Origin of the sequence: Streptomyces sp. Edi4 (assembly GCF_040253615.1) — a bacterium.
Lineage (GTDB): Bacteria > Actinomycetota > Actinomycetes > Streptomycetales > Streptomycetaceae > Streptomyces.
Window position 1 is genome coordinate 7,501,631 of record NZ_JBEJGY010000004.1, and the last position, 13,560, is coordinate 7,515,190.

Annotated in this window: 9 protein-coding genes; 4 read left to right on the forward strand and 5 right to left on the reverse strand. The window is 71.4% G+C overall.

The window, feature by feature from the left end; genetic code table 11:
- Positions 1-333 precede the first annotated feature (333 nt).
- The gene (gene xylB, locus ABR738_RS35610) at positions 334-1,833 is read right to left on the reverse strand and encodes a xylulokinase (protein WP_350234104.1); all 1,500 of its coding nucleotides are present in this window, start codon (positions 1,831-1,833) and stop codon (positions 334-336) included.
- 250 nt (positions 1,834-2,083) lie between these two features.
- Here xylB and xylA point away from each other — a divergent pair, with 250 nt between their 5' ends.
- Positions 2,084-3,268 carry a xylose isomerase gene (xylA, locus tag ABR738_RS35615; protein ID WP_350234105.1) on the forward strand — a complete coding sequence of 395 codons (1,185 nt, stop codon included), beginning with the start codon at positions 2,084-2,086 and terminating at the stop codon, positions 3,266-3,268.
- Positions 3,269-3,281: 13 nt separating this feature from the next.
- Here the strand turns inward: xylA and thpR are convergent, their stop codons facing one another.
- The gene (gene thpR, locus ABR738_RS35620) at positions 3,282-3,866 is read right to left on the reverse strand and encodes an RNA 2',3'-cyclic phosphodiesterase (protein WP_350234106.1); all 585 of its coding nucleotides are present in this window, start codon (positions 3,864-3,866) and stop codon (positions 3,282-3,284) included.
- Between the two features lie 302 nt (positions 3,867-4,168).
- Here thpR and ABR738_RS35625 point away from each other — a divergent pair, with 302 nt between their 5' ends.
- Positions 4,169-5,482, forward strand: a complete 1,314-nt coding sequence (locus tag ABR738_RS35625; RefSeq protein ID WP_350234107.1) for an alpha/beta fold hydrolase — start codon at positions 4,169-4,171, stop codon at positions 5,480-5,482.
- 140 nt (positions 5,483-5,622) lie between these two features.
- On the opposite strand, the gene ABR738_RS35630 is transcribed toward ABR738_RS35625, so the two are convergent.
- On the reverse strand, positions 5,623-6,489 hold the full coding sequence (locus tag ABR738_RS35630) for a dienelactone hydrolase family protein (RefSeq protein WP_350234108.1): 867 nt from the start codon (positions 6,487-6,489) through the stop codon (positions 5,623-5,625).
- Between the two features lie 453 nt (positions 6,490-6,942).
- On the opposite strand from ABR738_RS35630, the gene ABR738_RS35635 reads away from it, so the two are divergent.
- A complete protein-coding gene (locus ABR738_RS35635) occupies positions 6,943-7,527 on the forward strand; it encodes an HPP family protein (RefSeq protein WP_350234109.1) in 585 nt (194 codons plus the stop codon).
- Positions 7,528-7,606: 79 nt separating this feature from the next.
- Here ABR738_RS35635 and ABR738_RS35640 read toward each other — a convergent pair whose 3' ends face one another.
- Positions 7,607-8,062 (reverse strand): lamin tail domain-containing protein, encoded by a 456-nt coding sequence (locus tag ABR738_RS35640; protein WP_350234110.1) that lies wholly within the window; start codon positions 8,060-8,062, stop codon positions 7,607-7,609.
- A gap of 285 nt (positions 8,063-8,347) precedes the next feature.
- A complete protein-coding gene (locus tag ABR738_RS35645; RefSeq protein ID WP_350234111.1) occupies positions 8,348-8,548 on the reverse strand; it encodes a hypothetical protein in 201 nt (66 codons plus the stop codon).
- Between the two features lie 399 nt (positions 8,549-8,947).
- On the opposite strand from ABR738_RS35645, the gene ABR738_RS35650 reads away from it, so the two are divergent.
- Entirely contained in the window at positions 8,948-13,528 is a 4,581-nt protein-coding gene (locus tag ABR738_RS35650; protein ID WP_350234113.1) for a HAMP domain-containing hybrid sensor histidine kinase/response regulator, read from the forward strand.
- The last annotated feature ends 32 nt before the right edge of the window (positions 13,529-13,560 follow it).

Genomic DNA, 13,560 nt, shown 5'->3' on the forward strand with positions numbered 1-13,560 from the left:
TCGGAGGATTCTCACTCTCCGTGACCCTCTTGCAGGGGCGCGAAGTGGGAGCGTATGGAAAACCCCCTGGTAGTCCTCATGCCCCGCCGAATCGATGATCGCACTTCTGTGACGTTCCGTAATGGTGCGAGTTTCGGACAAGGTGTGCCGTGGCGGTTGGAGGTGGCCGCGACGGGCTGATCGGCCAGGATCGCGATGGCCCGCCCCCGCGCTCCGGCGCCGCCGCTGACGTGTCACCTTCTGTCCCGGCCCGCGCGTGGCCGAATCGGATGGGCGCGGGCAGGGACGCCGGGTCGTGCCCGCAGGGGCCGGGCGTTCGCCGAAGGCGCGCGCTCATTGTGTACGCCGGGGACGCGGGCGGTCGAGCAGCGTGGCCGCCGCGCCGTCGAGCACGGTGACGACGCGGTCCCAAGTCGCCAAGTCCCGCTCCAGAGGTGCCAGTTCCGTGCCCTCGCCCGTTCCCCACGCGCGGGCGACGGCCACCGGGTCGTCTCCGGAGGCGGCCGCCGCGGCGAGCGCGGCCGCGCCGATGGCCACCAGCTCCGTGGCGGCCGGGACGATCAGCGGGCGCCCCGAGAGCCGGCGCACCGTCTCGACCCAGGCGCGCCCCCTGGCCCCGCCGCCGATGAGCCGCAGGGGACGGGCCGCGACGGCGGGGGAGGCCGGGTCGAGGCCGCAGGCGCGCAGGACGTGATCCAGCGCGCGCAGCACGGTGACGGTGGCGCCTTCGTAGGCCGCGCCCAGGAGTTGCCGAGGGGTGGTGGCATGGCGCAGGCCGGTGAGCAGTCCGGAGGCGCCCGGAAGGTCGGGGGTGCGTTCGCCGTCGAGGTAGGGCAGCAGGACCGCCTCGCCGCCGGGCTCCGCCTCGTCGCGGCCGAGCCCCAGCAGTGTGGCGATCCGGTCGACGGCGAGTGTGCAGTTCAGCGTGCACGCCAGCGGCAGGTATCCGCCGTCGGCTGCGGCGAAGCCGCTGAGCGCGGGATCGGCGGGCGTGGCGCGCGTCGCCGCGAAGACCGTGCCGGAGGTGCCGAGGCTCAGGACGGGGTGGTCGAGGAGCCCGGCGCCGCCGAGTCCGAGACCCACGGCGGCGCTCATGTTGTCGCCGGTCCCCGCGGCCACCGCGACACCGGCCAAAAGGCCGAGCTCGTCGGCGGCGCGCGCGGTGAGGGAGCCGACCCGGGCGCCGCCCGTCGCGGCGACCACCGGCAGCAACTCCTCGTCCAGCGCCAGGAGTTGAAGGATCTCCCGGTCGTAGGCACCGGTCGCGGCCGCATACCAGCCGGTGCCCGACGCGTCGCCGGGGTCGGTCGCGGCGGCGCCGGTCAGCCGCTCGGTGAGGAAGTCGTGCGGCAGCCGGACCGCCGCGCAGCGCTCGGCGGTCCGGGGCTCGTTCTCACGAAGCCACTGCCACTTGGCGGCGGTCACCGCGGCCACCGGCACGGAGCCGGTGCGCCCAATCCAGGCGCCGGGGCCGCCGAGCGCGTCCACCAGGGCGCGGGCCTGCGGGGCCGAGCGGGTGTCGTTCCACAGCAGGGCCGGGCGCAGCGGCCGGCGGTCGGGGCCGAGGACCACCAGGCCGTGCTGCTGGCCCGCGACCGCGATGCCGGTGACGGCGGACGCGGGGGCGCCCGACTCCTTCAGGCCCGCCGCGACGGCCGAACGCAGCGCCTGCCACCACTCCAGCGGATCGCCCTCCCGGGCGCCCGCGGTGCCGGTGACGCGGTGCGGCGCCCGTCCCACCGCGAGCGTCCTGCCCGTGACGGCGTCGGCGAACAGTGCCTTGGTGGACTGGGTGGAACTGTCGACGCCGATGACGACCGGGCTGTGCGGCATCCGGGGGCACCTCTCGTGCGGGCTCGTGCGGACTCGTGCGGTCTTGGGCGGACTGGCGCGGGAATCAAGGGGAGCTGGCGGGGGACGGAGCCGCCGCACGACCATTTGCATGGCTGTCCAACAAAACAGGACAACCAAATTAGGGGAAGGGGCGGGGTTACGGAAGGGACGGCGATCATGCACTATTTGGTAAGCCAGAAAACAAATAGCCGGACGCTCGTCGGACGGCCCGCGCGAAGGCGGCGAGAAGATGACGGAACGCTTCACTCCGACCCCCGAGGACAAGTTCTCCTTCGGGCTGTGGACCGTGGGCTGGCAGGGCCGGGACCCGTTCGGCGACGCGACCCGCCCGGCCCTCGACCCCGCCGAGTCCGTACGCCGCCTGGCGGGGCTCGGCGCGTACGGCGTGACCTTCCACGACGACGACCTGATCCCCTTCGGGTCCTCGGACACCGAGCGCGCGTCGCACGTCAAACGCTTCCGGCAGGCCCTCGACGCCACCGGCATGGTCGTGCCGATGGCCACCACCAACCTCTTCACCCACCCCGTCTTCAAGGACGGGGCGTTCACCGCCAACGACCGCGACATCCGCCGGTACGCGCTGCGCAAGACCCTGCGCAACATCGACTTGGCGGTGGAGCTGGGCGCGCACACCTACGTCGCCTGGGGCGGCAGGGAGGGCGCCGAGAGCGGCGCGGCCAAGGACGTGCGCCTCGCCCTCGACCGGATGAGGGAAGCGTTCGACCTGCTCGGCCAGTACGTCACGGAACAAGGCTATGACCTGCGCTTCGCCATCGAGCCCAAGCCCAATGAGCCGCGCGGTGACATCCTGCTGCCCACCATCGGACACGCCCTGGCCTTCATCGAACGCCTGGAACGCCCCGACCTGGTCGGCGTCAACCCCGAGACGGGCCACGAGCAGATGGCCGGTCTCAACTTCACCCATGGCATCGCGCAGGCCCTGTGGGCCGGCAAGCTCTTCCACATCGACCTCAACGGCCAGTGCGGCATCAAGTACGACCAGGACCTGCGCTTCGGCTCGGGCAACCTGCGCGACGCCTTCTGGCTGGTGGATCTGCTCGAATCGGCCGGCTACGAGGGGCCGAGGCACTTCGACTTCAAACCGCCGCGCACCGAGGACATCGACGGCGTATGGGCGTCGGCGGCCGCCAACATGCGCAACTACCTCATCCTGAAGGAGCGTTCGGCCGCGTTCCGCGCCGACCCCGAGGTGGCCGAGGCGCTGCGCGCCGCTCGCCTGGACGACCTGGCCCGGCCCACCGCCGAGGACGGCCTGGCGGGCCTGCTCGGCGACCGCACCGCCTTCGAGGACTTCGACGTGGAGGCGGCGGGGGAGCGGGGCATGGCCTTCGAACACCTCGACCAACTGGCCATGGACCACCTGCTCGGCGTCCGCCAAATACCCGTCGCGTGACGCCGCGTACGGCTCAGCGCTCGCCGTCGAAGGGCCACGCCGCGATGTCCCGGTAGCGGATCGACCCCGGGCCCCGGCCCACATTGCTGGCGACCAGGTGCAGACGCTCGGCCGCCCACGGGCGGCCGGCGAAGGAAGCGAGGCCGTCGGCGGCCTTCACCACGCTCGAGAGATCGTCGCGACGGGCGCGGGCCAGCGTCAGATGCGGTCGCAATGGACGGTCCTCGAAGACGACGCCGCACTCCCTGACCACGCCGCGCACTTCGGCCGTCAGCCGGTGCAGCCCGTCCACCTCCCCTTCGATCCCGCTCCACAGCACCCGCTCGTCGAAGTGCCCGCCGCCGCGCAGCGACAGCCGCAGGGCGGGCCGCGTCGCCGCGAGTGCCGCGAGCGGCCGGCGCAGCAGCGGGACGGTCGTGGCCGGGAGCTCCCCGAGGAACGCCAACGTGATGTGCCAGTCCTCGACGCGGTTCCAGCGCAGCCGCGCATAGGCCTCATATGCGGGCGCGAGGGCGCACGCCAGCTCGGCCTTCGCCTCGTCGGGCGGCGCGAGCGCTATGAAGACGCGGACGGTGGGCGACTGGTTCTCTTCGGTCACGTAGCACTTCGTACACCCCGGGGCGCCGCAGTTCGTACACAAGGGGGCGTCGCGCTTCGTACAGAAGGGGGCGTCGCACTTCGTAAATCACAGCGCTTCGCGCTTCGTAAAGCACCGGGCCCCGCGATGGCCGAGGGCTCCCGCCGGAGCCCGTCCCCGCCACCCCCTGACACCAGGGGCCCGGCGTCAATTACGGTACGCGGGTGGACACCGAGGCGTACGCGGTCACCAGGGCGTACGCCCACGAGCCGTGCCAGCCGCGCCAGTGCAGGCCATAGGCAAGCCATAGACAAGGGAGTCTCATGTCCGTCGTGATCCGACAGCCGGGTACCGTCCTGACCGACCACTTCTTCCAGGTGCCTCTGGACCACGACGCGCCCGGGGGCGAGCAGATCGAGGTCTACGCGCGCGAGGTGGTCGCGGCCGGCCAGGAGAACGCCGAACTGCCGTGGCTGCTCTACCTCCAGGGCGGCCCCGGCGGCCGCGCGGGGCGGCCGGTGGGCCGGGACAGCTGGCTCGACCGGGCCTTGGAGGACTACCGCGTCCTGCTCCTCGACCAGCGTGGCACCGGACGCTCCACCCCGGCCAACCGGCAGACGCTTCCCCTGCGCGGCGGCGCGGCCCAACAGGCCGACTATCTCTGCCATTTCCGCGCCGACTCGATCGTCCGCGACGCCGAACTGATCCGGCGCCGGCTGCTCGGTGAGGAGGGCCGGTGGACGCTGCTCGCGCAGAGCTTCGGCGGGTTCTGCACGCTCACCTACCTCTCGCTCGCCCCCGAAGGGCTGCGCGAGGCGCTGGTCACCGGCGGACTCGCGGGACTGCGCAGCAGCGCGACGGACGTCTACCGGGCGGCCTACCCGCGGGTGGCCCGCAAGAACGCCGCCCATTACGCGCGCTACCCCGAGGACGTCGAAGCCGTCCGTCGGATCGCCGAGCACCTGATCGGGGCACCGGCCCGCCTGCCCGACGGCGGGACCCTGACCGTCGAGGCCTTCCAGGCACTGGGCATCGTGCTGGGCAGCGGCAACGGCTCCCACCTTCTGCACTACCTGCTGGAGGACGCCTGGATCCAGGGCAGTGCGGGCCCTGAGCTCTCCGACACCTTCCTGGCCGGCGCCCAGGCGAAGCTCTCCTTCGCCGATGGCCCTCTCTACGCGGTGCTCCAGGAAACCATCTACGGGCAGCGGTCGGTGGATCCGGGCCCGACCGGCTGGGCCGCCGAGCGGGTGCGCGCGGAGTTCCCCGAGTTCGACGCCGCCAAGGCCCTCGCGGACGGCGCCCCCGTGCTGTTCACCGGGGAGATGATCTATCCCTGGATGTACGACACGGACCCGGCGCTGCGCCCGCTGCGCGAGACGGCAGACCTGCTGGCCCAGCGCACGGACTGGCCGGACCTGTACGCCCCTGACGTCCTCGCGGCCAACCAGGTCCCGGTGTTCGCCGCCGTCTACCACGACGACATGTACGTCGACACGGCTGACTCGCTGGCCACGGCCGACGCGGTGGGTTCGGTGCGGGCGTGGGTGACCAATGAGTGGGAGCACGACGGGTTGCGGGCGGGGGGCCGGCAGGTCGTGGACCGCTTGATCGCCATGGCGCGGGGCCACGTGTAGGCCCCGCCGAGCCGGAGCCCCCGCTGAGGGTGCCGGTGCGGGCCGGCATCGGATGCTCAGTGGCGCAAGGACCTGCGCGACCAGCCACGCACGGTCCGCACTCGAACGGCGCGGCCGGGGCGCTCAGTGGTAGCCCGGCATCAGCTCGGACGCCCACGAGCGACCACCGAGGCGACGGGGTGTGACGTGGCGACTCCCAACTCGCCCTCCCCGTCGGCCCGTTCGGGGCCCAGGGTCGTCTCCGCCGTCGGTACGCATTCCGCGAGCAGATCCAGGACGTCACGCCAGGCGCGTCGTGCGTGCAGAGGGTGGTGGCCTACGCCCGCAGGTGCGGGGTGGTCGACCGGCGGGTGGTGGAAGGCGTGCAGGGCGCCGCCGTACACGGTGAGACGCCAGTCCACACCCCCCGCCTGCATCTCGGCGGCGAACGCGTCCCGTTGGGCGGGCGGCATGATCGGGTCTTCCGAACCGACGCCGGTCCACACCGGACAGTCGATGCGCGCCGCTTCGCCGGGCCGGCCGGTGGTGAGGGCGTTGACCGTGCCGATCGCACGCAGGCCCGCTCCGTCGCGCCCCAGTTCCAGCGCGATCGCGCCGCCGGTGCCGTAACCGATGGCGGCGATCCGGTCGGGGTCGGTCCGGGGCTCGGCGCGCAGCACGTCCAGGGCCGCGTGTCCGATGTCCCGCAACCGGTCGGGGTCGGCGAGCATGGGCAGGCAACGCGCCCGCATCTCCTCGGGGTCGCTCAGATAGCGACCGCCGTGGAGGTCGAAGGCCAGCGCCACGTATCCCAGCTCGGCGAGCGCGTCGGCCCGGCGGCGCTCGACGTCGCTCAGCCCCATTCCCTCGGGCCCCACCAGGACCGCAGGCCCGCGCCCCGTACCGGCCGGGAGCGCGAGGTGTCCGGTCATCGTGAGGCCGTCGGCCGCGTAGACGACCGCACGTGTGGTCACCTCCGTATGTGTCGTCACCGCCGTACCTGTAGCGCTGCGTTCCGTGATCGTCATGCGGGCGACTCTAGGGATCAAGGGAGCCGCACCGGACGCGTGTTCACGGCCGGCGGAACGTGTGCGCGAGCGGCCCGGCCGTGTGCCCGCAGCGCCGGGTCTCCCGCGCACCGGACCCCGGTCTCCCGCCTCCCCGCGTCGCGAACCGGGCGCCGGATGCGTGCGCGGCGTCCCCCGGTTCGGGTCGCGTGGCCGGTCAGAGGGGGTGCGGGGGCACAGGGGCCCGTACGGGTGCGGGAAGGCGTTGGTTAGGATGAGCCACGGACTGCGTCCGCCCCACCGGGCCGGCGCAAGGTCACGTTCTCTGCCGACCGCAGAACCTGCCCCGCGCAGTGTCGACCGTTCCCGCCCCTGTCGACCTGCCCGGCCGCGCGCCGGCCCGCCAAGAGATCCATGTCCATGTCCCCATTGTCCCCGTTGTCGCCGTTGTCGCCGTTGTCGCCGTCGTGCGAGTTGCCCCGACCCCAGCCCCAGCCCGCTGCCGCCCCGAGCCACCCCGTCGACGCCGGTCGCGCCCCGGACGTCGACGCCGCACCGGCGGCCCGGCGCAGACTGGCGGGCCGCGCTCCGGCCCGGCCCCCGGCGGGTGCCGCGTTCCACACGATCAGCGCGGCCGCCACAGTGCTGCTCGTCCTGGTCGCCATCGGCACGCTCATCCACGAACCGGTCCTCATACCGCCGCTGGCGGCCAGCGCCGCCCTCGTGCACGGTGCGCCCACGCTGGCGCTGTCCCAGCCCCGCAATGTGATCCTCGGCCACCTGCTGGGAGCCGCCACCGGCTACGCGGTCCTCGCCACGGTGGGCAGTTCCCCCTGGGCCACCGCGCTCGCCGGAGCCGTGACGGTCGCGCTCACGCTCCTGGCCCGGGCCCCCCACTCACCGGCCTGCGCCACCCCGGTCGTCGTCGTGTTGCAGCACCCCGCACCCCAGAGCTTCGTACCGCTCCTGGCGGGTGCCTGCATGCTGCTCGTCCTGGGGGAGTACGCGGCCTCGCGCATCCGGCCCACCGCCCCGGAATACCCCGCCTACTGGTGGTAGCGCGGTGCCCGGCGCCCCTTGGGGGACGCCGGGCACCGGCCCGTCACCACTGGTGTGGAGCGATCAGCGGATCAGCGGGTCAGCGGTGACGCCAGGACTTGACGTCCACGGTGCGCTTGTGGGCGTCACGCAGGACGGCGCTGTCCGTGTTGTTGTCCCACATGTAGTCGCGGCGCCCCTGGTAGACGTCGCGCCCGGTGTTGTGACCCCTGCCGGTGTGGACCCGCACCGACTGGTGGCCGCCGAGACGCAGGTCGCGGAAGGTGTAGGTCAGGTGGGAGCGCCGCTCGGTCAGGGTCCAGCCCCGCAGGTTCACGGCGCCGCGGCCCGTGTTGGTGACGGTGACCCACTCGGCGTTGAGGCTCTTCTGGGAGCGGTCGTCGCGTCCGGGGCTGTCGTACTGGATCGCTCCCAGAACGACGGGCGAGTGCGGAGTCGGCCTGGCCGCCGCGGTGGCCGGAACAACTGCTGTCGCGGCGAGGCCGGCGGCGGCCAGGGTGAGTGCGGCGACACGGCTGATGGAACGAGGAGACATGTGAACCCCTAATTCGCGGCGCCCTCCACAGGAGCGTGGTGGCGCCAATCGTGCGGATGCCCGGCGCTGGTTCGGCCGGACGCACACACTCTGGCCTGCGCTTGTGCCGCCGGGGCGGAAAAACCCCACACGTGACCAAATACTGAACCTGACACACCGTCAGCGATCACGGCGCATGCGCCCCCGCGTGAACGGACGGGTGAGCTCTCCCTCATTCGGCTCAGGGGAGAGTCGACAAGAGGTTCATCGCACGGGCGTGTTCTCGCCACTCTCCGTCGGGCCGGATCACGAAGCCGACGCCCAGATCGCCCCTGCGGGGAAGAGGAAGAGCACCACCAGGACGGTGATGGACAGCAACAGGCACCCCGCCCTCCTCTCCTCGCTCACGAGGAAGAAGGACGCCGCGACGGCGAAAATGACCACGACCAGTCCGATCAGGCAGAGGGGGAAGACGCCCGGGATCAGCAATACGAGCAACGTGCCCATGACCATCTGTGTACTCGCCTTCGGGGCGGTGGGTAACGGATCCCGTCGCGGCGGCGTGCGCCGACCGGCGCGGGATCCGTATTTGAACGCGTTCAAGTTACCCCGGACCGTTCCCCCCGCTCACATCGGGGTCACGTGCGGCTCGCCCCCGCCAGGCGCGCGCGAGCCGCCGTGGGCAAGGGAGTTGACGATGGCCCTGTCGGCTGCGGCGCACTCGCAGGTGACGCCCCGGATCCCGCAGTTCGTACGCCCCGGCCCGAGCGGTCCGAACAGTGGGATAACCTCCTCGGCGGTGCGTGTGCGTGCGGTGGGGATCCAGTGAGGTCTTCGTGGCAACGGCCCACTGACTGGGCGGGAGAGACGGGCCGTGGGCCCGGCGTATGACGGAGGCGATGATCGATGACTGGCTCAACGAAGTCTGACGTTGTTCAGCAGCGCACCGCCGGGGCAAGCGCCGCCGCCCAGGTCGGTGAACCGGAACTGCGCCAGCTCCTCGCGGGTCTGACCGCCGTGCGCGACGGCGACTTCGGTACGAGGCTGCCCGGCGAGGCCGACGGCCTGCTCGGCGAGATCGCCACCGTGTTCAACGGCATGGTCGACCAGCTCTCGCTCTTCACCTCCGAGGTGACCCGCGTCGCCCGCGAGGTCGGCACCGACGGCCGGCTCGGCGGCCAGGCCGATGTGCCCGGGGTCTCGGGTACGTGGAAGGACCTGACCGACTCGGTCAACGCGATGGCGGGCAACCTCACGAGCCAGGTCCGTGACATCGCGCAGGTCGCCACCGCCGTGGCCAAGGGCGATCTGTCGCAGAAGATCGACGTGGCGGCCCGGGGCGAGATCCTTGAGCTGAAGAACACCGTGAACACCATGGTGGACCAGCTCTCCGCGTTCGCCGACGAAGTCACCCGCGTGGCCCGCGAGGTGGGCAGCGAGGGCCGCCTGGGCGGCCAGGCCCAGGTGCCCGGCGTGGGCGGCACATGGCGGGACCTGACCGACTCGGTCAACTTCATGGCCGGCAACCTGACGGACCAGGTCCGCAACATCGCCCAGGTGACCACCGCCGTGGCGCGCGGCGACCTGTCGCAGAAGATCACCGTCGATGCCCGGGGCGAGATCCTTGAGCTGAAGAACACCGTGAACACGATGGTGGACCAGCTCTCCGCGTTCGCCGACGAGGTCACTCGCATGGCGCGGGAGGTCGGCACCGAGGGCATCCTCGGCGGCCAGGCGGATGTGAAGGGCGTCTCCGGCACCTGGCGGGACCTCACCGACTCCGTCAATGGCATGGCGGGCAACCTCACCGCCCAGGTCCGCTCCATCGCGCAGGTCGCCACCGCCGTGGCCAAGGGCGACCTGTCGCAGAAGATCACGGTCACCGCGCGCGGCGAGGTGCTCGAGCTGAAGGACACCATCAACACGATGGTCGACCAGCTCTCCTCCTTCGCGGGCGAGGTGACCCGGGTGGCGCGCGAGGTCGGCACCGAAGGACGCCTCGGCGGTCAGGCCGATGTGCGGGATGTGTCGGGCACCTGGCGCGACCTGACCGAGTCCGTCAACGTCATGGCCGACAACCTGACCGCGCAGGTCCGCTCGATCGCCGAGGTGACGACGGCGGTCGCCAAGGGCGACCTGTCGCAGAAGATCCGGGTTGACGCGCGCGGCGAGATCCTGGAACTCAAGGAAACCATCAACACGATGGTCGACCAGCTCGGCGCCTTCGCCGACGAGGTCACCCGGGTGGCCCGCGAGGTCGGCACCGAGGGCAACCTCGGCGGCCAGGCCACCGTCCGGGGTGTGTCGGGCACGTGGAAGGACCTCACCGACAACGTCAATGTGATGGCGTCCAACCTGACCGGCCAGGTCCGTTCGATCGCGCAGGTCGCCACCGCCGTGGCCAAGGGTGACCTCTCGCAGAAGATCAACGTCGAGGCCAAGGGTGAGGTCGCCGCGCTCGCCGGAGTCATCAACACCATGGTGGACACCCTGTCCGCGTTCGCGGACGAGGTGACCCGGGTGGCCCGCGAAGTGGGCACCGAGGGCACCCTGGGCGGCCAGGCCCGCGTACCCAACGTCGCCGGTACGTGGAAGGACCTCACCGACAACGTCAACTTCATGGCCCACAACCTGACGAGCCAGGTCCGCAACATCGCCCAGGTCACCACGGCGGTCGCCCAGGGCGATCTGACCCGCAAGATCGACGTGGACGCGCGGGGCGAGATCCTGGAGCTCAAGACGACGATCAACACGATGGTCGACCAGCTCTCCTCGTTCGCCGCCGAAGTCACCCGCGTCGCCCGCGAGGTCGGCAGCGAAGGGCGGCTCGGTGGCCAGGCCGAGGTCGAAGGCGTGTCCGGCACCTGGAAGCGGCTCACCGAGAACGTCAACGAACTCGCCGGGAACCTGACCCGCCAGGTCCGCGCCATCGCCGAGGTCACCGGCGCCGTCGCCGAGGGCGACCTGACCCGGTCCATCACCGTCGACGCCTCCGGTGAGGTCGCCGACCTCAAGGACAACATCAACTTCATGGTGGAGTCCTTGCGCGAGACCACCCGGGCCAACGAGGAACAGGACTGGCTCAAGTCCAACCTGGCGCGGATCTCCGGACTGATGCAGGGACGCCGCGACCTCGCGATCGTCGCCGAGCTCATCATGGACGAACTCACCCCGCTGGTCTCCGCCCAGTACGGCGCCTTCTACCTCGCCGAGGAGACGAGCGAGGGGACCCACCTCAACCTGGTCGGCTCCTACGCCCGCCCCGCCGACGCGCCGGGCTCCCGCTTCAGGCTCGGTGAGTCCTTCGTCGGGCAGGCGGCGCGCAGCAAGCGCACCATCGCCGTCGACGACCTGCCGTCCGGCTATGTGACCGTCTCCTCGGGCCTGGGCAGCACCGAGCCCGTCTGCCTGATGGTGCTGCCCATCGTGGTCGAGGAGCAGGTGCTCGGCGTCATCGAACTCGCGGCCGTGCACGCCTTCACCCCCATCCACCGGGACTTCCTGGAACAGCTGATGGAAGCGATCGGGGTCAATGTCAACACCATCACGGCCAACGCCCGTACCGACGAACTGCTCGGCGAGTCGCAACGTCTGACGGCCGAACTCCAGGTCCGCTCCCAGGAGTTGCAGTCCCGGCAGGAGGAATTGCAGTCCTCCAACGCCGAGTTGGAGGAGAAGGCCGAACTGCTCGTCGCGCAGAACCGCGACATCGAGACCAAGAACCTGGAGATCGAGCGGGCCCGCCAGGAGCTGGAGGACCGCGCGCACCAGCTGTCGCTCGCGTCCAAGTACAAGTCGGAGTTCCTGGCCAACATGAGCCATGAGCTGCGCACCCCGCTCAACAGCCTGCTCATCCTGGCCCAGTTGCTCGCCCAGAACCCCAGCCGCAACCTCACCGCCAAGCAGGTCGAGTACGCGGGCATCATCCACTCGGCGGGTTCGGACCTGCTCCAGCTCATCAACGACATCCTCGACCTGTCCAAGGTCGAGGCGGGCAAGATGGACGTCAGCCCCGAACGGATCTCGCTGCGCAAGCTCCTCGACTACATCGAGGTCACCTTCCGGCCGGTGACCAGCCAGAAGAGCCTGACGTTCACCGTGAAGACGCCCGCGACCCTGCCCACCGAACTGCTCACCGACGACTACCGGCTCCGTCAGGTACTGCGCAACCTGCTGTCCAACGCCGTCAAGTTCACCGAGAAGGGCGGCGTCGAGCTGCGGATCGAGGTCCTGGACGAACAGCTCGCCCCCGAGGCCGCCCGGCGCGGCGGTCCCGTGATCGCCTTCCATGTGGTGGACACCGGGATCGGTATCGCGCCGCAGCACCTGGAAACCGTTTTCGGCGCCTTCCAGCAGGCCGACGGGACGACGAGCCGCAAGTACGGCGGCACCGGCCTCGGGCTCTCGATCAGCCGCGAGATCGCCTTCCTGCTCGGCGGCGCGATCACCGCCGAGAGCACCCTGGGCCAGGGCAGCACGTTCACGCTCTATCTGCCGGTCGCCCGCCCCGACTACGCCGAACTCAACGTGCAGATCGGCCGCCCGGCCCTGCCGACGGCCGAGCCGCGCGTGGAACCCGTCGAGGAGCCCGACGCGCGGCACGCCGCGGCCCCCGCCCCCGAACCCGTACAGCCCAAGCGGCTCCTGGTCGTCGAGGAGCGCTCGCGCGGCCTGCTGTCGCTGGTCGCCGAGAGCGCCGTGGGCGATCTCGCCGCCCACCCCGATCCCGGCGACCCGCGCGGCACGGTGGAGATCACCGCGGCCGTGGGGGTGCACGAGGCCGCCGAGGCGCTGGCCGCCACGCCGTGCCACTGCGTCGTGCTCGAACTCGACCTGCCGGACGACGCGGCGCTGCGCTTCCTCGAGGACATGGGGCGCGACGCGGCGCTGCGCGGCGTCCCGGTGCTCGCGCACAACAACCGGCGCCTGGGCACCGACCAGGAGCGGGTCTTGCAGAAGCGGGCGGCCACCCAGCCGTTGGAGCTCATCTCCAGCCTCGACGAACTGCGCGAGCGCATCGCGCTGCACCTGAGCGCCGACCAGCCCGGCGACGTGCTCCCCCTGGTCCGGGCCGACGAGCCGGTCGTGGTGAGCCAGCACGCCGACAAGTCGCTCGCCGGGCGCACCGTCCTCGTGGTCGACGACGACGACCGCAACCTGTACGCCATCACGGGAATCCTCGAAGTGCACGGCATGACGGTGCTCCAGGCGGAGAACGGCAGGATCGCCCTGGACACCCTGGCCGCGCACCCCGCGATCGATCTCATCCTGATGGACGTGATGATGCCGGAGATGGACGGGTACGCGGCCACCGCCGCCATCCGCGCGATGCCCGACCACGTCGAGCTGCCCATCATCGCCGTCACCGCGAAGGCCATGATCGGTGACCGAGAGAAGAGCCTGGCCTCAGGCGCGAGCGACTACGTCACCAAGCCGGTGGACGCGGGCGAGCTGATCGCGCGGATCAAGCGGCAGTTGAACGCCTGACGCGCCCCGCGCCGCTTCCGCCACGTCGTCAC

Coding starts and splice junctions, on each gene's coding strand:
- xylB (WP_350234104.1), bottom strand. CDS start 1,833: ATGCCGCACAGCCCGGTCGTCATCGGCGTCGACAGTTCCACCCAGTCC.
- xylA (WP_350234105.1), top strand. CDS start 2,084: ATGACGGAACGCTTCACTCCGACCCCCGAGGACAAGTTCTCCTTCGGG.
- ABR738_RS35625 (WP_350234107.1), top strand. CDS start 4,169: ATGTCCGTCGTGATCCGACAGCCGGGTACCGTCCTGACCGACCACTTC.
- ABR738_RS35630 (WP_350234108.1), bottom strand. CDS start 6,489: ATGACGATCACGGAACGCAGCGCTACAGGTACGGCGGTGACGACACAT.
- ABR738_RS35640 (WP_350234110.1), bottom strand. CDS start 8,062: ATGTCTCCTCGTTCCATCAGCCGTGTCGCCGCACTCACCCTGGCCGCC.
- ABR738_RS35645 (WP_350234111.1), bottom strand. CDS start 8,548: ATGGGCACGTTGCTCGTATTGCTGATCCCGGGCGTCTTCCCCCTCTGC.
- ABR738_RS35650 (WP_350234113.1), top strand. CDS start 8,948: ATGACTGGCTCAACGAAGTCTGACGTTGTTCAGCAGCGCACCGCCGGG.